General features: G+C 52.7%; 15 protein-coding genes and 1 pseudogene. 8 read left to right on the forward strand and 8 right to left on the reverse strand.

Translation table 11 applies throughout. From position 1 onward, the window contains the following. A complete protein-coding gene (gene cusA / locus FEK46_RS14560; protein ID WP_135559969.1) occupies positions 1–3,144 on the forward strand; it encodes a Cu(+)/Ag(+) efflux RND transporter permease subunit CusA in 3,144 nt (1,047 codons plus the stop codon). Positions 3,145–3,256: 112 nt separating this feature from the next. Then, positions 3,257–4,639, forward strand: a complete 1,383-nt coding sequence (gene pheP / locus FEK46_RS14565) for a phenylalanine transporter (RefSeq protein ID WP_112006421.1) — start codon at positions 3,257–3,259, stop codon at positions 4,637–4,639. 96 nt (positions 4,640–4,735) lie between these two features. Here pheP and ybdG read toward each other — a convergent pair whose 3' ends face one another. The 5 genes from ybdG to FEK46_RS14590 all read right to left on the reverse strand — a co-directional run bounded on the left by ybdG (position 4,736) and on the right by FEK46_RS14590 (position 8,854). Then, positions 4,736–5,983: a mechanosensitive ion channel YbdG gene (gene ybdG / locus FEK46_RS14570; RefSeq protein ID WP_130206401.1), complete on the reverse strand. Its 1,248-nt coding sequence runs from the start codon at positions 5,981–5,983 to the stop codon at positions 4,736–4,738. Between the two features lie 258 nt (positions 5,984–6,241). Further along, positions 6,242–6,895: an oxygen-insensitive NAD(P)H nitroreductase gene (nfsB, locus tag FEK46_RS14575; protein ID WP_135559968.1), complete on the reverse strand. Its 654-nt coding sequence runs from the start codon at positions 6,893–6,895 to the stop codon at positions 6,242–6,244. Between the two features lie 93 nt (positions 6,896–6,988). After that, positions 6,989–7,357 (reverse strand): MmcQ/YjbR family DNA-binding protein, encoded by a 369-nt coding sequence (locus FEK46_RS14580; protein WP_135559967.1) that lies wholly within the window; start codon positions 7,355–7,357, stop codon positions 6,989–6,991. An 82-nt stretch (positions 7,358–7,439) separates the two neighbouring features. Then, positions 7,440–7,670: a DUF1158 domain-containing protein gene (locus FEK46_RS14585; protein ID WP_135559966.1), complete on the reverse strand. Its 231-nt coding sequence runs from the start codon at positions 7,668–7,670 to the stop codon at positions 7,440–7,442. Between the two features lie 65 nt (positions 7,671–7,735). Beyond that, positions 7,736–8,854 carry a YbdK family carboxylate-amine ligase gene (locus FEK46_RS14590; RefSeq protein ID WP_135559965.1) on the reverse strand — a complete coding sequence of 373 codons (1,119 nt, stop codon included), beginning with the start codon at positions 8,852–8,854 and terminating at the stop codon, positions 7,736–7,738. Positions 8,855–8,995: 141 nt separating this feature from the next. Between FEK46_RS14590 and FEK46_RS14595 the strand changes: the two genes are divergently transcribed. Further along, on the forward strand, positions 8,996–9,700 hold the full coding sequence (locus FEK46_RS14595; RefSeq protein WP_135559964.1) for a GNAT family protein: 705 nt from the start codon (positions 8,996–8,998) through the stop codon (positions 9,698–9,700). Between the two features lie 4 nt (positions 9,701–9,704). Here the strand turns inward: FEK46_RS14595 and FEK46_RS23990 are convergent. Further along, positions 9,705–9,956: pseudogene (locus FEK46_RS23990) on the reverse strand (hypothetical protein); the annotation flags it as partial. Here FEK46_RS23990 and hokE (FEK46_RS14605) point away from each other — a divergent pair. Both hokE (FEK46_RS14605) and hokE (FEK46_RS23410) read left to right on the forward strand, forming a co-directional pair. Continuing rightward, on the forward strand, positions 9,925–10,077 hold the full coding sequence (gene hokE / locus FEK46_RS14605) for a type I toxin-antitoxin system toxin HokE (protein WP_000956465.1): 153 nt from the start codon (positions 9,925–9,927) through the stop codon (positions 10,075–10,077). The pseudogene FEK46_RS23990 and the gene hokE (FEK46_RS14605) overlap by 32 nt on opposite strands. Positions 10,078–10,427: 350 nt before the next feature. Further along, positions 10,428–10,580, forward strand: coding sequence for a type I toxin-antitoxin system toxin HokE (gene hokE, locus FEK46_RS23410; RefSeq protein WP_000956465.1), 153 nt, complete (start codon positions 10,428–10,430; stop codon positions 10,578–10,580). 121 nt (positions 10,581–10,701) lie between these two features. Here hokE (FEK46_RS23410) and entD read toward each other — a convergent pair whose 3' ends face one another. Both entD and fepA read right to left on the reverse strand, forming a co-directional pair. Continuing rightward, positions 10,702–11,322 (reverse strand): enterobactin synthase subunit EntD, encoded by a 621-nt coding sequence (gene entD, locus FEK46_RS14615; RefSeq protein WP_135559963.1) that lies wholly within the window; start codon positions 11,320–11,322, stop codon positions 10,702–10,704. A 173-nt stretch (positions 11,323–11,495) separates the two neighbouring features. Continuing rightward, positions 11,496–13,736, reverse strand: coding sequence for a siderophore enterobactin receptor FepA (fepA, locus tag FEK46_RS14620; protein ID WP_130260257.1), 2,241 nt, complete (start codon positions 13,734–13,736; stop codon positions 11,496–11,498). Positions 13,737–13,978: 242 nt separating this feature from the next. Between fepA and fes the strand changes: the two genes are divergently transcribed. From fes to entF, 3 genes are read left to right on the forward strand one after another with little or no spacing between them, the layout of a single operon-like run. Then, entirely contained in the window at positions 13,979–15,181 is a 1,203-nt protein-coding gene (gene fes / locus FEK46_RS14625; RefSeq protein WP_135559962.1) for an enterochelin esterase, read from the forward strand. Positions 15,182–15,183: 2 nt separating this feature from the next. After that, positions 15,184–15,402: an enterobactin biosynthesis protein YbdZ gene (gene ybdZ / locus FEK46_RS14630; RefSeq protein WP_000885787.1), complete on the forward strand. Its 219-nt coding sequence runs from the start codon at positions 15,184–15,186 to the stop codon at positions 15,400–15,402. Beyond that, a complete protein-coding gene (gene entF / locus FEK46_RS14635) occupies positions 15,399–19,280 on the forward strand; it encodes an enterobactin non-ribosomal peptide synthetase EntF (protein WP_135559961.1) in 3,882 nt (1,293 codons plus the stop codon). Before ybdZ ends, entF begins: the two co-directional genes overlap by 4 nt. Positions 19,281–19,496 lie beyond the last annotated feature (216 nt).

Raw genomic sequence — 19,496 nt, forward strand, 5'->3', positions numbered from 1 at the left:
ATGATTGAATGGATTATTCGTCGCTCGGTGGCAAACCGTTTTCTGGTGCTGATGGGCGCGTTGTTTCTAAGTATCTGGGGTACCTGGACCATCATTAACACGCCAGTGGATGCGCTGCCGGATCTCTCCGATGTGCAGGTGATTATTAAAACCAGCTATCCCGGTCAGGCACCGCAAATCGTTGAAAATCAGGTGACTTATCCGCTAACCACCACCATGTTGTCGGTGCCTGGCGCGAAGACGGTGCGCGGTTTCTCGCAGTTTGGCGACTCTTATGTATATGTCATTTTCGAAGATGGCACCGATCCGTACTGGGCGCGCTCGCGGGTGCTGGAGTACCTCAACCAGGTACAGGGTAAGCTGCCTGCGGGAGTCAGCGCCGAGCTGGGGCCAGATGCCACGGGTGTTGGCTGGATCTATGAATATGCACTGGTGGATCGCAGCGGTAAGCACGATCTGGCCGATTTACGCTCATTGCAGGACTGGTTTCTCAAATATGAGCTAAAAACCATCCCTGACGTTGCGGAAGTGGCGTCGGTGGGCGGTGTGGTGAAAGAGTATCAGGTGGTTATCGATCCCCAGCGCCTGGCGCAGTATGGCATCAGTCTCGCCGAAGTGAAAAGCGCGCTGGATGCTTCAAACCAGGAAGCGGGCGGTTCGTCGATCGAACTGGCGGAAGCGGAATATATGGTGCGCGCCAGCGGCTATCTGCAAATGCTCGACGACTTTAATCATATCGTTTTAAAAGCCAGTGAAAATGGCGTGCCTGTTTATCTGCGTGATGTTGCCAAGGTCCAGATTGGCCCGGAAATGCGCCGGGGCATTGCCGAACTGAACGGCGAAGGCGAAGTGGCTGGCGGGGTGGTGATCCTGCGCTCCGGCAAAAACGCCCGTGAAGTGATCGCTGCCGTGAAGGACAAACTGGAAACGCTGAAAAGTAGTCTGCCGGAAGGCGTGGAGATAGTTACAACATACGATCGCAGCCAGCTCATTGACCGCGCCATCGACAACCTCAGCGGCAAGTTGCTGGAAGAGTTTATTGTGGTGGCGGTAGTCTGCGCGCTGTTTCTCTGGCATGTGCGCTCGGCGCTGGTGGCGATTATTTCGTTGCCGCTGGGGTTGTGTATTGCTTTTATTGTCATGCACTTCCAGGGGCTGAATGCCAATATTATGTCGCTGGGCGGCATTGCGATTGCCGTCGGGGCGATGGTCGATGCCGCTATCGTCATGATCGAGAATGCGCATAAACGGCTCGAAGAGTGGCAGCACCAGCATCCTGACGCCACGCTGGATAATAAAACGCGCTGGCAGGTGATCACCGATGCATCTGTTGAAGTAGGTCCGGCGCTGTTTATCAGTCTGCTGATTATCACGCTGTCGTTTATCCCGATCTTCACCCTGGAAGGGCAGGAAGGGCGTCTATTTGGCCCGCTGGCGTTCACCAAAACTTATGCGATGGCGGGGGCGGCGCTGCTGGCGATCGTAGTGATCCCTATCCTGATGGGGTACTGGATCCGTGGCAAAATTCCGCCAGAAAGCAGTAACCCGCTCAATCGCTTTTTGATTCGTATTTATCATCCGCTGTTGCTGAAAGTATTGCACTGGCCAAAAACCACGCTGCTGGTGGCGGCACTTTCGGTGCTGACGGTTATCTGGCCGCTCAATAAAGTTGGCGGGGAATTTTTACCGCAGATCAATGAAGGCGACTTGTTGTATATGCCATCGACGCTGCCAGGGATTTCCGCAGCGGAGGCGGCGAGCATGCTGCAAAAAACCGACAAGCTGATTATGAGCGTACCTGAAGTGGCGCGGGTATTTGGCAAAACTGGGAAAGCGGAAACCGCCACCGATTCTGCTCCGCTGGAGATGGTCGAAACGACCATCCAGCTTAAGCCGCAGGAGCAGTGGCGGCCAGGCATGACGATGGACAAAATCATTGAGGAACTGGATAACACCGTGCGTCTGCCGGGGCTGGCGAATCTGTGGGTGCCGCCAATTCGTAACCGTATCGATATGCTCTCAACCGGCATTAAAAGCCCCATCGGCATTAAAGTTTCCGGCACTGTGCTGGCGGATATCGACGCGATGGCGGAGCAAATTGAAGAAGTGGCGCGAACGGTACCAGGCGTGGCTTCTGCTCTTGCCGAGCGTCTGGAAGGTGGGCGCTATATCAACGTCGAGATTAACCGTGAAAAAGCCGCGCGTTACGGTATGACGGTGGCTGATGTGCAGTTGTTTGTGACTTCTGCAGTGGGCGGGGCGATGGTTGGCGAAACGGTGGAAGGGATTGCTCGTTATCCAATTAATCTGCGTTATCCGCAAAGCTGGCGCGATAGTCCGCAGGCGCTGCGTCAGCTGCCGATCCTGACGCCGATGAAGCAGCAAATTACCCTCGCAGACGTGGCCGACGTTAGAGTCTCTACCGGACCGTCGATGCTGAAAACCGAGAATGCGCGCCCGACGAGCTGGATTTATATCGATGCCCGCGATCGTGACATGGTGTCGGTGGTTCACGATCTGCAAAAAGCAATTGCTGAGAAAGTGCAGTTGAAACCAGGCACCAGCGTGGCGTTTTCCGGGCAGTTCGAGTTGCTGGAGCGCGCCAACCATAAGCTGAAACTCATGGTGCCGATGACGCTGATGATCATCTTCGTGCTGTTGTATCTGGCGTTCCGTCGGGTGGGCGAAGCGTTGCTGATTATCAGCAGCGTACCCTTTGCGCTGGTGGGCGGCATCTGGTTGCTGTGGTGGATGGGTTTTCATCTTTCTGTGGCAACGGGCACTGGCTTTATCGCCCTTGCCGGGGTCGCCGCCGAATTTGGCGTGGTGATGCTGATGTATTTACGTCACGCCATAGAGGCCGAGCCGTCGTTGAATAATCCGCAAACATTCAGCGAGCAGAAGCTGGATGAGGCGTTATATCACGGCGCGGTACTGCGCGTGCGCCCGAAAGCGATGACGGTGGCGGTGATTATCGCTGGTCTGCTGCCGATTCTGTGGGGAACGGGAGCGGGTTCAGAGGTGATGAGCCGCATCGCCGCGCCGATGATTGGCGGCATGATCACCGCACCTCTGCTATCGCTGTTTATTATCCCGGCGGCGTATAAGCTGATGTGGCTGCATCGGCATCGGGTTTGGAAATAAAAGTAGAGCCGGGGAAGGATACCCGGTTTAACTGTGTGGATTGTGTCTTGCGACGATGGGCACTAAATGTTAAAAGGTGCCCCTCAACAAAAAAGACACACAGGGGAAAGGCGTGAAAAACGCGTCAACCGTATCGGAAGATACTGCGTCGAATCAAGAGCCGACGCTTCATCGCGGATTACATAACCGTCATATTCAACTGATTGCGCTGGGCGGCGCTATTGGTACTGGTCTGTTTCTTGGCATTGGCCCGGCGATTCAGATGGCGGGGCCGGCTGTATTGCTGGGCTACGGCGTCGCCGGGATCATCGCTTTCCTGATTATGCGCCAGCTTGGCGAGATGGTGGTCGAAGAGCCGGTATCCGGTTCATTTGCCCACTTTGCCTATAAATACTGGGGACCGTTTGCGGGCTTCCTTTCTGGCTGGAACTACTGGGTGATGTTCGTGCTGGTGGGAATGGCAGAGCTGACCGCTGCGGGCATCTATATGCAGTACTGGTTCCCGGATGTCCCCACCTGGATCTGGGCTGCCGCCTTCTTTATTATCATCAACGCCGTTAACCTGGTGAACGTGCGCTTATATGGTGAAACTGAGTTCTGGTTTGCGCTGATTAAAGTGCTGGCGATTATCGGCATGATCGGATTTGGCCTGTGGCTGCTATTTTCTGGTCATGGCGGTGAGAAAGCCAGTATCGACAACCTCTGGCGCTACGGTGGTTTCTTTGCCACCGGCTGGAATGGGCTGATTTTGTCGCTGGCGGTGATTATGTTCTCCTTCGGAGGGCTGGAACTGATTGGTATTACTGCCGCTGAAGCGCGCGATCCGGAAAAAAGCATCCCTAAAGCAGTGAATCAGGTGGTGTATCGCATCTTGCTGTTTTATATCGGTTCACTGGTGGTTTTACTGGCACTCTATCCGTGGGTGGAAGTGAAATCCAACAGTAGCCCGTTTGTGATGATTTTCCATAATCTTGACAGCAACGTGGTGGCTTCTGCGCTGAACTTCGTTATTCTGGTGGCATCATTATCGGTGTACAACAGCGGGGTTTACTCTAACAGCCGGATGCTGTTTGGTCTTTCTGTGCAGGGTAATGCGCCGAAGTTTTTGACTCGCGTCAGCCGTCGCGGCGTGCCGATCAACTCGCTGATGCTTTCCGGAGCGATCACTTCGCTGGTGGTGTTAATCAACTATCTGCTGCCGCAAAAAGCGTTTGGTCTGCTGATGGCGCTGGTGGTGGCAACGCTGCTGTTGAACTGGATTATGATCTGTCTGGCGCATCTGCGTTTTCGCGCGGCGATGCGACGTCAGGGGCGTGAAACACAGTTTAAGGCGCTGCTTTATCCGTTCGGCAACTATCTCTGCATTGCCTTTCTCGGCATGATTTTGCTGCTGATGTGCACGATGGATGATATGCGCTTGTCGGCAATTCTGCTGCCGGTGTGGATTGTATTCCTGTTTGTGGCGTTTAAAACGCTGCGTCGGAAAGCGAAATAATAGTGCCGATTGGATAAGGCATTCACGCTGCATCCGACAACACGATGACAACAATCTGAAGCCGCTCTCATCCATTCGATGAGAGCGGTTTTTTAATTACTGCTTAAATGCGTCCGCCAGGGAGCGAATATCATTGCTGGTTGGCGACTGATGAAGTCGCAGACCAAACTCTTCGACGATCGCAAATATGTGGTCGAATATATCAGCCTGAATGCTTTCATATTCCAGCCATACCACGGTATTAGTAAACGCGTAGATCTCAAGCGGTAAACCGTTATCGCCCGGAGCTAACTGGCGCACCATTAAGGTCATATCTTTACGAATCCGCGGATGGTTACGCAGATATTCGTTCAGATAGGCACGAAAGGTTCCAATATTGGTCATTCGGCGCAGGTTTAATACCGACTCCGTAGAACCTTGCTGGCGATTCCACTCATTAATTTCCTGATGGCGGCTGGTTAAATAAGGCTTTAACAAATGCGCTTTATTCAGCCGCTGCATTTCAGTTTCATCAAGAAAACGAATACTGGTGACATCAATACTGATACTGCGCTTAATACGTCGCCCACCGGATGCTGACATCCCGCTCCAGTTTTTAAAAGAGTCAGATACCAGCGACCAGGTGGGAATAGTGGTAATAGTATTGTCCCAGTTGCGCACTTTGACGGTGGTTAAACCAATATCAATTACTGCGCCATCCGCGCCGTATTTTGGCATTTCCAGCCAGTCGCCCAGTTTCAACATATCGTTCGCGGAAAGCTGAATACCTGCAACCAGACCAAGAATCGGATCTTTAAACACTAACATCAGCACGGCGGCCATCGCGCCAAGACCACTGATCAGAATCGCCGGTGACTGACCAATCAGCAGTGAGATCATCAAAATGCCGACCAGAATCGCGCCGATCAGTTTAATCCCCTGAAATATCCCTTTTAACGGCAACTGCTTTGCCGCCGGGAATTTCTGCGCCAGATTCAAAATAACATCCAGCAACGAGAAGACTGAAAGCAGCGCATACATCATGATCCACAACTGCGCGCAGGTGGTCAGAATATCAGCTGCTTCAGTGCCTTTTTGCAGCCAGAATACCGCCTGAATATTGACGATAATCCCCTGGAGGGTAAAAGCTAAACGGTGGAAGAGTTTATTTTGGGTAATGATTTGCAGCCACAGCCGTGAGCTGGCGATGGCACGTTTTTCGAAGGTACGTAGTACCACCCAGTGCAAAATAATATGCACTACAACGGCGGTCAGAAAAATAATACCGAAAATCATCACCATCGAGGTGGTGTGATCAAACTCAATACCCGCTAAATCTTCAACCTGGGATATTAAATCCTGCATAACATCTCCTATATACAACAGCGGCCTATGATGACGGCTGAAAGGGGGTTATGCAAATCAGGAAAATCTGATGAGGGAATTTCCTGCGAGAGCTGATGGCAAATATAAAATTGCCTGATGCGCTACGCTTATCATGCCTACCTTGAATGAACTGGACGAACTTGTAGGCAGGATAAGGCGGTCACGCCGCATCCGGCATAAACAAAGCGCACTTTGTTAGCAATCTGAGCCGGGATGGGTTCCCGGCTGTCAGGATAATTACACTTCGGTTACGGTGATACTTTGTGGCAGACGAGATTTCGGCAGCGTCGCGTTAAAATCTTCAACGCTGTGATGACCTACCGGAACAACCACCAGACTGGTATAGCCTTTCTCTTTCAGACCAAATTCATCATCGAGGATCGCGGCGTCAAAACCTTCGATGGGTACCGCGTCCAGACCCAGAGCCGCCACGCCGAGCAGGAAATTACCGACGTTGAGATAAACCTGTTTTGCCATCCACTCTGCATCATCATGCAGATCTTTACGATGCATATCGGCGAAGAATTTGCGACCTTTATCGTTCGCGGCTTTCGCTTCCGGCGTCGCAAAGCGGCCATCGGCATCTTCCTGGTCAACAACCAGCTTCAGCCAGGCATCGTCCATCGCAGTTTTCGCGCAGAACACCACGACGTGCGAGGCATCAAGCATTTTACGCTCGTTGAACACGTAATTACCGGCGGCGGATTTGGCAACACGCGCTTTGCCTTCCTCAGTGCTGGCAACAATAAAATGCCACGGCTGGGAGTTGGTGCTGGATGGGCTGTATTGCAGTAGAGTTTTGATCTGCTCGGCCTGTTCCGGGGTAAGTTTTTTGCTGGCATCAAATGCCTTAGTGGAATGACGCTTCAAGGCGACAGAAATGATATCCATAAAGACTCCATGTGTAAGTAATTTTGCGTGCCAGCAGATTACAAGGTTCAACGAGAAATGGTAAGCGAGAAAAATGCGCTATAGATTTACGTTTTAGCCAGGGCGCAGCCTTTTTTGATCGCGTTTAGCTAAGCCATCAACCACTAAATTCCATGAATCGTTGATCAGATCGCGAAGTAACGCTTCGGAGATTTCTTCGCCGGGATAGACCGAAATCCAGTGCTTTTTATTCATGTGATACCCAGGCTTAATGCTTGGATATATCTGCTGATTTAACAGGGATTTTTGTGGATCGGACTTCAAATTGATAAAGGGAACGCCGCGCAGTTCTGACGACAACATAAAAATCTTGCCGCCAATTTTAAACACATCAAACTCCGGGCCAAACGGCCAGCAAAGCTCGACAAAGGGTAACTCAAGGGCCTGGCGTTTCGCCGTTTCGTGCAGTGATTGCTTATCCATAAACGTTCCTTTAGGCGAAGGAGAATAAGCAAAGTATGCCGCGAAGCACGACGATAATCGACGTTTAATCCGCCAGCGAGAACTAGCGTCGCCAGATAAAGCGCAGAACAAAATACTCAATAGCGCCCAGCACTAAAAACCACAGGCAAAACAATAAAGTGTAAAGCTGGCTAAGATCCATCAAATGGAACGAGGTCACCAGTTTTTGTGCCAGCGTCAGCCCCAGTGCGGGGGCGGGCAGCAGCAGGCAAGAGAGAAAAGCCATCAGCAAGATGCCTGCTGCGGTGGTCAAGGTTTCTAAAGGGTGTTTCATAACATTGTTAAATGTAAGTTAAAACACCATTGTCAGGTATATTCTTCTGTAAGGCAATTCCCGGCTTAGTCACCGGCCCAGATCTCACAATGCTTTTTCACCAACCCAATCAGCGAGCCGCCATCGGCGACGAAATCGCGCATCAATTGTGCTTCATTCAGGCCGCTGGCAACCTGGCGATGCAGGGCCTCAATCGCACTCGACGCGCCAATTTTATGTGCGGAAGGGGCGATTTTTTCCAGTAAACGCAAGGTGTCTTCCGTTAGAGGCCGACGATCGCCGGTGTGCGGATCGGTAATGACGCCTTCCAGACCATAACGGCAGGCCTGGAAACGGTTGAATTTATACAGCAGGTAATCTTTCTCCTGATGTTTGAACGGGCGTTCCGTCAGTAACCAGTGGGCGGTAGCCTGAATCAATCCTGCCATATTTACCGCATGGCTAAGGGTTAACGGAGTATCCATCACCCGAACCTCCACCGTGCCAAAATGAGGACTGGGGCGAATATCCCAGTGCAAATCTTTAATGCTGTCGATCATCGTGGTGTAACTCAGGCAGCGAAACAGGGCTTCAAATTGTTGCCAGTTACTGACCCACGGCATCGGGCCATTATCGGGAAAGGCGGAAAAAATATTGGGCCGTGAGGAAGCAAAACGCGTATCCGTTCCCTGCATATATGGCGACGCGGCGGAAAGGGCGATGAAGTGCGGCACAAACCGTGACAAGCCGTGCAGCAAATAAATAGCGTCATCGCCACTGGCGCAGCCAACATGGACATGCTGACCAAAAACTGTCGCTTGCTGGATGAGATAGCCAAAGTTTTCCAGCGTTCGTTGATAGCGTTCGTTATCGCATACCTCCTGACGCTGCCATTTCTGAAACGGGTGCGTGCCACCGCCACAAATTTCCAGATGATGGTCTGCGGCTGCCTGCAATACGACTTTCTGCATCGCTGAAAATTGCCCGGCAGCCTGGTTAATATCACGGCAAACATCCGTCGCCAGCTCCAGCATACTTTCGGTGATATCGTGCTTTACCTCTCCGGCAGTGATCTCATTTTTAACCGCGTCAATCAGCGTTGAAGAGTCCTGGCTTAAGTCATAGCCCGGCGGATTAACCACCTGCATTTCCAGTTCAATACCGAGGGTAAAAGGTTCAGAAACATGAAAATCGGGTAATGGCATAGGTTTCTCTTATGTTGGCGTTTTCTATTCAGTATAGAAGTGGGAGCGGCTGGGCGAGATGCGGAAGTTCTGGAATGTTTCTTTCTTGTTGTGATTGCGAACTGATATAACAGTTTAAAACATCAGCAAAAGGGGAAGGTCGTGCCGGAAATTAATCAATATGGACAGACGGTCGGCGATGCGCTGCCGGACTGGCAAGGTGCAGCGGTTTTACCGCGTCATTTACTGGAAGGACAATGGTGTCGACTGGAGCCACTAGACGCGCAACGTCACGCAGGCGATCTGTTTGATGCATATGCTCAGGCGCCAGACGAGCGTGACTGGACGTGGCTTGCCAGCAGTCGTCCGGCAAGTGTTGTTGCTACCGAGTCATGGATTGCTGGCAAAGTGAATGATCTTTCACTGGTGCCCTTTGCCGTGGTTGATAATCGTTCTGCGCGGGCCGTTGGGCTGGTCTGTTTTATGGCAATCGAACGCGAACATGGTTCGGTTGAAATCGGCCATGTTACCTGGTCTCCGCTAATGAAAAATAGCGTGCTCGGTACAGAAGCGATCTGGTTACTTTTGCAATGCGCCTTTGCTCATAATTATCGGCGCGTGGAGTGGAAATGTGATTCGCTTAATCTGGCATCACGCCGCGCTGCTGAACGTTTAGGTTTTGTTTTTGAAGGTCGTTTCCGGCAGAAAATCGTGCGCAAAGGGCGTAACCGTGACAGCGACTGGTTATCGATTATTGATAGCGAATGGCCGCAATGTGGCAAGGTGCTGCAGAGCTGGCTGGCGGAGGAGAATTTTGACGAGCTGGGAGGGCAGAAAAAAAGCCTGGCCCAGTTGCGGATCGGATAATGAATGACAGAAGTCCGAAACAGGATTTACTGTATAAATAAACAGCTATTTTGCTAAGGAAGGGTAAGATAACTGCGGGTGCCTGAAGCTTTCCGGTTTCAGGTTTACTCTGAGGTCTGGAAAGATGAAGCCCCAGGACGATATTTCTATCAACCCTGGGGCTACCTACCCAAACCTGAACAATTTGGATGGTAGTCCCTTCTTCGCATGGAGGCAATATAAACATGCTGACGAAATATGCCCTTGTGGCAGTCATAGTGCTGTGTTTAACGGTGCTGGGATTTACGCTTCTGGTCGGAGACTCGCTGTGTGAGTTCACCGTAAAGGAACGTAATATTGAGTTTAAGGCTGTTCTCGCTTACGAACCGAAGAAGTAGCCGTTGTGCGGGGAGCAATCCCCGCATATCCGGTTGTCAGGTCAGGATGGTAAGGCACCTGCTTTACACTTTCGCCCGCGGTCAGTGATGGCTGCGGGCTATTTCGTTTTAAGGGCAATGATCAGTTTTGCCGACAGAAGTCCGAAACAGAACTTACTGTATAAATAAACAGTAATTTTGCTAAGGAAGGGTAAGATAACTGCGGGTGCCTGAAGCTTTCCGGTTTCAGGTTTACTCTGAGGTCTGGAAAGATGAAGCCCCAGGAGATATTTCTATCAACCCTGGGGCTGCCACTCCGAACCTCAACAACTCGGATGGTAGTCCCTTCTTCGCATGGAGGCAATATAAACATGCTGACGAAATATGCCCTTGTGGCAGTCATAGTGCTGTGTTTAACGGTGCTGGGATTTACGCTTCTGGTCGGAGACTCGCTGTGTGAGTTCACGGTAAAGGAACGTAATATTGAGTTTAAGGCTGTTCTCGCTTACGAACCGAAGAAGTAGCCGTTGTGCGGGGAGCAATCCCCGCATATCCGGTTGTCAGGTCAGGGTGGTAAGGCACCTGCTTTACACTTTCGCCCGCGGTCAGTGATGGCTGCGGGCGAACCGTACCAGATGTTGTCAATTAATCGTGTTGGCACAGCGTTATGACTATCTTTTGTTTAAGCTGCCAGTGCACAGCAAACTGCTCATCCTCTCGTCGAATGATGATCCGCTGTTTATTCCAGCTAATTATCTGATAATCCAGAAAACCTGGAGCGGCCTGTATCTTGTTTGCCTTAAATGCACTCTCTTTGGCGGAAAATGCCAGTGTCAGCGCCAGAGAAAAGGCTAAACTGCAGTCTGCGAGTCGCTCGTGTTCCGCTGGCGTAATAATGTTGTCTGTCAATTCTGCCGCTGTTTGCGCAGAAAAAATTTCTTCAATATCCACGCCAATCGGTTGACGGGATACCACGGCTAATGCCGTAGTCCCGCAGTGGCTAATACTGCCGTATACCTCCGCAGGCCACACAGGTTGGCGTAGCTCGCCGATTGCGGGTACACCTTTATAGCCATATTCCCGCAACGCATAAACAGCAGCGATCCGCCCGGCCAAATGTTCGGCTTTGCGTTTCCGTCCAGCGTTTTGCAGTTGCGCGTAGTGCGGCAGCCAGAGTAAATCCTGCTCGCGAAAACTCGCCGGATCAAACTCAACAAAATGCAGCGTATGTCCGGCAAAGGGGAGGGAGGTATGCGTAGTTTTCATGTCGACCATATTAGAGACTGATGACAAACGCAAAACTGCCTGATGCGCTACGCTTATCAGGCCTACGTGGTCCTGCAATATATTGAATTGGCAAGATTTTGTAGGCCGGATAAGGCGTTCACGCCGCATCCGGCATGAACGACGCGCGCTTTGTCAACAATCTGACGTTAGCATCAGAAGTGAGTGTTAACGCTCATATACCACGTACGTCCCGGCTCGTTATAGGTATACGCTCCGGCACCTGCGATATAGTTGGCGCCTGCCAGATCGCCTGTGGTCTGGGCATTACCCGCACGCCACAAACGCTTGTCGAACAGGTTATCCACGCCGCCGGTCAGACTGACGTTTTTCGTCACATCCCAGGTCGCGCTCAGACCCACAATGCTGTAAGGACTGATTTCTTTGGTTTCCGGGCCAACCGCTGGCTGACCTTTATAGTTGTACTTCTTCGGTTGCTGCTTGCCGTACCAGGTGAAGGTCGTTTGCATCGACAAATCTTCCCGTGCCTGCCAGCTCAGCGTTGAGTTCAACGTATATTCCGGGATGATCGACAAACGGTCGCCCGTGGTTTTGTTTTCACTCTTCAGCATATAAGTGATGTTATTAGTCCACATGACCGTTTCGCTAACCGGTACGTTTAACGATCCTTCCAGACCTTCAACTACCGCTTTCGGCACGTTATCCCATTGATAGAGATCGGTGCCAGCCGCATTTTGCCCTACAGCCACATAGCCCGCTTCAATCTTATTGCGATAATCGTTACGGAACCAGGTGACGCCCGCCAGCCAGCCGTCGCGTTTGAACTCCAGACCAATCTCTTTGTTGATACTGGTTTCCGCTTTCAGGTCATCGTTCCCCTGCAGATAGCAGCCGCCCGCGCTGGCGTAACAGCCCTGACCTTTACTGTAGAGAATGTAGTTCGGGTTGGTCTGGTACAGGCTCGGCGCTTTATAGGCGCGGGCAATGCCCATTTTCAGCGTGAAGTCATCGCCTAAACCTTGCGATATGTTCAGCGCCGGACTCCAGTTATCGCCAACAATGCTGTGATGATCGAAACGCAGCCCCGGCGTTACGATGGTGCTGTCAGTCAGCTCCATGTTGTTTTCGGCAAACAACGAGAAAATTTCTGCTTTTGAATATGGGCTACGGTCGGTGGCGCTCACGCCATCAATAGCACCACCGGTATTCGTTCCGGTCAGCGCCTGTGTGTTGGAACTCAAGTCCTTCATCCGCTGCTGATTCCACTCCGTACCCAGCGTCAGCGTTTGGTTAACAAGGAAATCAATCGGCAGGTTAACTTCGCTGTGCAACATCACGTCATCAAGATCGATATCGACGAAATCCTGTGTCGCTTTTTCGTTAAATTTCCCTTCGGTGCCGCCCGCCAGACCTTCCGGAATACGCGAGTTACGCGTGTGTTCGTACTGTACCCAGTTGCTGGTGGTCACACCGTTATCCCAGCCGCCGTTCCAGGTCAGTGAGTAGTTCTGGCGATACAAGCGGTTGGTTTCATCACCATATTTCGAGCGGGTATAGGAATCGGAGTTGGTGTTCTGTGTGTCGCCCGCATACAGGTTGCCCTGGCGGCTGTAGCCCGCTTCCAGTTCAAGTGATTGCAGAGGTGCGAAGTCCCAGCGAACTACGCCATTAATATCCTTGTTGATCACCCCTTCGCGCCCAGCTGGCAGCGTATCCGCATATGTACCGGCACGCGCGGACTGATGCCCCTGGTTAATATCCCACGCGTCGGCCTGGGTTTTGTCGAGGTTGCCATATAGACGGAAGCTGAATTCATCTCCCAGCGGACCGGTCAGGCTGAAGTTGGTACGTTTGGTGGCACCTTCCTCTTTATGTTCTGGGGCGTTGAAATAAGCATCCCAGGAGCCATGCCACTCACCGCTGCCTTTTTTGGTAATGATGTTAACCACGCCGCCCGCCGCGCCGTTACCATAACGCGCAGCTGCCGGACCACGCAGAACTTCAATACGTTCAATCATCTCTGGCGGCACCCAGGAGGTATCACCACGGGTATCGCGTTCGCCACGCCAGCCCTGACGCACCGAGTTACGGCTGCTGACCGGCTTGCCGTCAATCAAAATCAGCGTGTTTTCCGGCCCCATGCCGCGAATATCAATCTGGCGGTTGTTACCACGCTGACCACTGGTGGAGTTGCCGGTCAGGTTAACGCCTGGCATGGTACGGATGATTTCCGACACATCGCGGGCAACCGGGTTTTTGCGGATTTCATCTGCGGTGATGGTCGAAACGCCAGGCGCTTGCAAGTTCTGCTCGGCGGCGGTAACGACAATGGTATCGTCATGTGAAACAGGAGTATCGGTTGGCTCTTGTGCCTGTGCTACCCCATAAATCCCCAGATTGACCAACAAGGCCAGGGAATGAATCTTCTTGTTCATTGTTTTATTCCTGCATTTTTGCCACGAATTGCAACTGTCGAGCATGGTCGTCATCAACACGACGCATCCCGCTACCGCGAAAACCTTTGATCCTGAAAGACACGCAGTGCAGTTGGTTAATAAATGTCCGCGCTTCCCACGGCGCGCCATTACGCTATTGCAAATGCAAATAGTTATCAATAATATTATCAATATATTTCTGCAATCAATGAAAAAACTCACAATAAACATAAGGTTATGATGTGGCGGCGTTAAAAGTGGGAAGTGATAGCTGGTGGCAGTCGAAACATGGCCCTGAATGGCAGCGTCTTAATGACGAAATGTTTGAGGTCACTTTCTGGTGGCGTGATCCACAAGGTTCTGAAGACTACTCGACGATAAAGCGCGTATGGGTCTACATCACTGGCGTCACCGATCACCATCAAAATAGCCGCCCCCAGTCGATGCAGCGAATTGCAGGTACCGATGTCTGGCAGTGGACGACACAACTCAATGCCGAATGGCGCGGCAGCTACTGTTTTGTTCCCAGCGAACGCGATGACATTTTTTCTGCACCATCCCCCGATCGCCTCGAATTGCGTGAAGGCTGGCGAAAACTATTACCTCAGGCGATAGCCGATCCGCTGAATCCACAAAGCTGGAAAGGCGGGCGAGGGCACGCTGTTTCTGCACTCGAAATGCCGCAAGCGCCCCTGCAACCGGGTTGGGATTGTCCGCAAGCGCCAGAAACGCCTGCTAAAGAAATTATCTGGAAAAGTGAAAGTCTGGGAAATTCACGCCGTGTATGGATTTTTACCACCGGAGATGTAACAGCAGGAGAACGCCCGCTGGCAGTTTTGCTTGATGGCGAATTTTGGGCGCAAAGTATGCCTGTCTGGCCTGTGCTGACTTCGCTGACCCATCGTCAGCAACTTCCTCCCGCCGTGTATGTGTTGATCGACGCTATCGACACCACGCACCGCGCCCACGAACTGCCGTGTAATGCCGATTTCTGGCTGGCAGTACAGCAAGAGTTATTACCCCTGGTGAAAGCTATTGCCCCTTTTAGCGATCGTGCCGATTGCACCGTGGTCGCCGGGCAAAGTTTTGGTGGGCTTTCCGCGCTGTATGCCGGACTGCACTGGCCTGAACGCTTTGGTTGTGTATTAAGCCAGTCAGGATCGTACTGGTGGCCGCATCGGGGCGGGCAGCAAGAGGGCGTGTTACTTGAACAGCTAAAAGCTGGTGAAGTTAGCGCCGAAGGTCTGCGCATTGTGCTGGAAGCGGGTATTCGCGAGCCGATGATCATGCGGGCCAATCAGGCGCTGTATGCGCAATTACACCCCATAAAAGAATCCATTTTCTGGCGTCAGGTTGACGGCGGACATGATGCGCTTTGTTGGCGCGGTGGCTTGATGCAGGGGCTAATCGACCTCTGGCAACCGCTTTTCCATGACAGGAGTTGAATATGGCATTCAGTAATCCCTTCGATGATCCACAGGGAGCGTTTTACATTTTGCGCAATGCGCAGGGGCAATTCAGTCTGTGGCCGCAACAATGCGCGTTACCGGCAGGCTGGGACGTTGTGTGTCAGCCGCAGTCACAGGCGTCCTGCCAGCAGTGGCTGGAAGCCCACTGGCGTACTCTGACACCGGCGAATTTCACCCAGTTGCAGGAGGCGCAATGAGCCAGCATTTACCTTTGGTCGCTGCACAGCCCGGCATCTGGATGGCAGAAAAACTGTCGGATTTACCCTCCGCCTGGAGCGTGGCGCATTACGTTGAGTTAACCGGAGAGGTTGATGCGTCATTACTGGCCCGCGCGGTGGTTGCCGGATTAGCGCAAGCAGATACGTTGCGGATGCGTTTTACGGAAGATAACGGCGAAGTCTGGCAGTGGGTCGATGATGCGCTGACGTTCGAACTGCCAGAAATTATCGACCTGAGAACCAACATTGATCCGCACGGTACTGCGCAGGCATTAATGCAGGCAGATTTGCAACAAAATCTGCGCGTCGATAGCGGCAAACCACTGGTCTTTCATCAGCTGATACAGGTGGCGTATAACCGCTGGTACTGGTATCAGCGTTATCACCATTTGCTGGTCGATGGCTTCAGTTTCCCGGCCATTACCCGCCAGATCGCCAACATTTACCGCGCATGGCTGCGTGGCGAACCAACGCCTGCTTCGCCGTTTACGCCTTTCGCTGATGTGGTGGAAGAGTACCAGCAATACCGTGAAAGCGAGGCCTGGCAGCGTGATGCGGCATTCTGGGCGGAACAGCGTCGTCAACTGCCGCCGCCCGCGTCACTTTCTCCGGCACCTTTACCGGGGCGCAGCGCTTCGGCAGATATTTTACGCCTGAAACTGGAATTTACCGACGGGGAATTCCGCCAGCTGGCTACGCAACTTTCAGGTGTGCAGCGTACCGATTTAGCCCTTGCGCTGGCGGCTTTGTGGCTGGGGCGATTGTGCAACCGCATGGACTACGCCGCCGGATTTATCTTTATGCGCCGCCTGGGATCGGCAGCGTTGACGGCGACCGGACCCGTGCTCAACGTTTTGCCGTTGGGTATTCACATTGCGGCGCAAGAAACGCTGCCGGAACTGGCAACCCGACTGGCGGCTCAACTGAAAAAAATGCGTCGCCATCAACGTTACGATGCAGAACAGATTGTCCGTGACAGCGGACGCGCGGTGGGAGAGGAACCGTTGTTCGGTCCGGTACTCAATATCAAGGTATTTGATTATCAACTGGATATTCCTGGTGTTCAGGCGCAAACCCATACCCTGGCAACCGGTCCGGTTAATGACCTTGAACTGGCGCTGTTCCCGGATGAACACGGTGATTTGAGTATTGAGATCCTCGCCAATAAACAGCGTTACGATGAGCCAACGTTAATCCAGCATGCTGAACGCCTGAAAATGCTGATCGCCCAGTTCGCCGCGGATCCAGCTCTGTTGTGCGGCGATGTCGATATTATGCTGCCAGGTGAGTATGCGCAGCTGGCGCAGATCAACGCCACTCAGGTTGAGATTCCAGAAACCACGCTGAGCGCGCTGGTGGCAGAACAAGCGGCAAAAACACCGGATGCTCCGGCGCTGGTTGATGCGCGTTACCAGTTTAGCTATCGGGAAATGCGCGAGCAGGTGGTGGCGCTGGCGAATCTGCTGCGTAAGCGCGGCGTTAAACCAGGCGACAGCGTGGCGGTGGCATTACCGCGCTCGGTCTTTTTGACCCTGGCGCTACATGCAATTGTTGAGGCTGGTGCAGCCTGGCTACCGCTGGATACCGGCTATCCGGACGATCGCCTGAAAATGATGCTGGAAGATGCGCGTCCGTCGCTGTTAATCACCACCGACGATCAACTGCCGCGCTTTGCTGATGTTCCAGATTTAACCAGCCTTTGCTATAACGCCCCGCTTACCGCACAGAGCAGTGCGCCGCTGCAACTTTCACAACCGCACCACACGGCTTATATCATCTTCACCTCCGGTTCCACTGGCAGGCCAAAAGGGGTAATGGTCGGGCAGACGGCTATCGTTAACCGCCTGCTTTGGATGCAAAATCATTACCCGCTCACGGGCGAAGATGTCGTTGCCCAAAAAACGCCGTGCAGTTTTGATGTCTCGGTGTGGGAGTTTTTCTGGCCGTTTATTGCCGGGGCGAAACTGGTGATGGCTGAACCGGAAGCGCACCGCGACCCGCTCGCTATGCAGCAATTCTTTGCCCAATATGGCGTAACGACCACGCACTTTGTGCCGTCGATGCTGGCGGCGTTTGTTGCTTCGCTGACACCACAAACCGCTCGCCAAAGTTGCGCGACGTTGAAACAGGTTTTCTGTAGCGGTGAAGCCTTACCGGCTGATTTATGCCGCGAATGGCAGCAGTTAACCGGTGCGCCGTTACATAATCTGTATGGCCCGACGGAAGCGGCGGTAGATGTCAGCTGGTATCCGGCTTTTGGCGAGGAACTGGCACAGGTGCGCGGCAGCAGCGTGCCGATTGGTTATCCGGTGTGGAACACGGGCCTGCGCATTCTCGATGCGATGATGCATCCGGTGCCGCCGGGTGTGGCAGGAGATCTCTATCTCACCGGCATTCAACTGGCGCAGGGGTATCTTGGGCGACCCGATCTGACCGCCAGCCGCTTTATTGCCGATCCTTTTGCCCCAGGTGAACGGATGTACCGTACTGGAGACGTTGCCCGCTGGCTGGATAACGGCGCGGTGGAGTACCTCGGGCGCAGTGACGATCAGCTAAAAATTCGCGGGCAGCGTATCGAACTGGGCGAAATCGACCGCGTGATGCAGGCGCTGCCGGATGTCGAACAGGCCGTTACTCATGCCTGTGTGATTAACCAGGCGGCAGCCACTGGTGGTGATGCGCGTCAACTGGTGGGCTATCTGGTGTCGCAATCAGGCCTGCCGCTGGATACCAGCGCATTGCAGGCGCAGCTTCGCGAAACATTGCCACCGCATATGGTGCCCGTGGTTCTGCTGCAACTTCCAAAGTTACCACTTAACGCCAATGGCAAACTGGATCGCAAAGCCTTACCGTTGCCTGAACTGAAGGCACAAGCGCCGGGACGCACACCGAAAGCGGGCAGTGAAACGATTATCGCCGCGGCATTCGCGTCGTTGCTGGGTTGTGACGTGCAGGATGCCGATGCTGATTTCTTTGCGCTTGGCGGTCATTCACTACTGGCAATGAAACTGGCAGCGCAGTTAAGTCGGCAGTTTGCTCGCCAGGTGACGCCGGGGCAGGTGATGGTCGCGTCAACCGTCGCCAAACTGGCAACGATTATTGATGGTGAAGAAGACAGCTCCTGGCGCATGGGATTTGAAACCATTCTGCCGTTGCGTGAAGGTAATGGCCCGACGCTGTTTTGTTTCCATCCGGCATCCGGTTTTGCCTGGCAGTTTAGCGTGCTCTCGCGTTATCTCGATCCACAATGGTCGATTATCGGTATTCAGTCGCCGCGCCCTTATGGACCCATGCAGACGGCGGAAAATCTGGATGAAGTCTGCGAAGCGCATCTGGCAACGTTACTTGAGCAACAACCGCACGGTCCTTATTACCTGCTGGGGTATTCGCTGGGCGGTACGCTGGCGCAGGGTATTGCGGCGCGGCTGCGTGCCCGTGGCGAACAGGTGGCATTTCTTGGCTTGCTGGATACCTGGCCGCCAGAAACGCAAAACTGGCAGGAAAAAGAAGCCAATGGTCTGGATCCGGAAGTGCTGGCGGAGATTAACCGCGAGCGCGAAGCCTTTCTGGCGGCCCAGCAGGGAGGCGCGTCAACGGAGTTGTTTACCACCATTGAAGGCAATTATGCCGATGCAGTGCGGCTATTAACCACCGCCCATAGTGAACCGTTTGATGGCAAAGCGACGCTGTTTGTTGCGGAGCGTACACTTCAGGAAGGTATGAGCCCCGAACGCGCCTGGTCGCCGTGGATAGCAAAGCTGGATATTTATCGCCAGGATTGCGCGCATGTGGATATTATTTCTCCAATCGCATTTGAAAAAATTGGACCAATTATTCGTGCTGCGCTAAATAAATAACTTTATCTTAAATGCAAATCCATAATTACGATAAATAATTATGGATTTTGTTATTTATCGTATTAATATTTACTGAGTGGCTTGTCTGAAAATGCGCCAAACATTGCGTTTGCTGCGTGGAATTTACAAAGTTCAGCTTCGGATAATTCTCACCAACTGGTAAAGTGTGCGCCGTGGAAATTTACCCTCATTGGACTCATTTTCAGGTTATACCGT

The sequence above is a fragment of the Escherichia sp. E4736 genome, from assembly GCF_005781225.1.
In the GTDB taxonomy this organism is placed as follows: domain Bacteria; phylum Pseudomonadota; class Gammaproteobacteria; order Enterobacterales; family Enterobacteriaceae; genus Escherichia.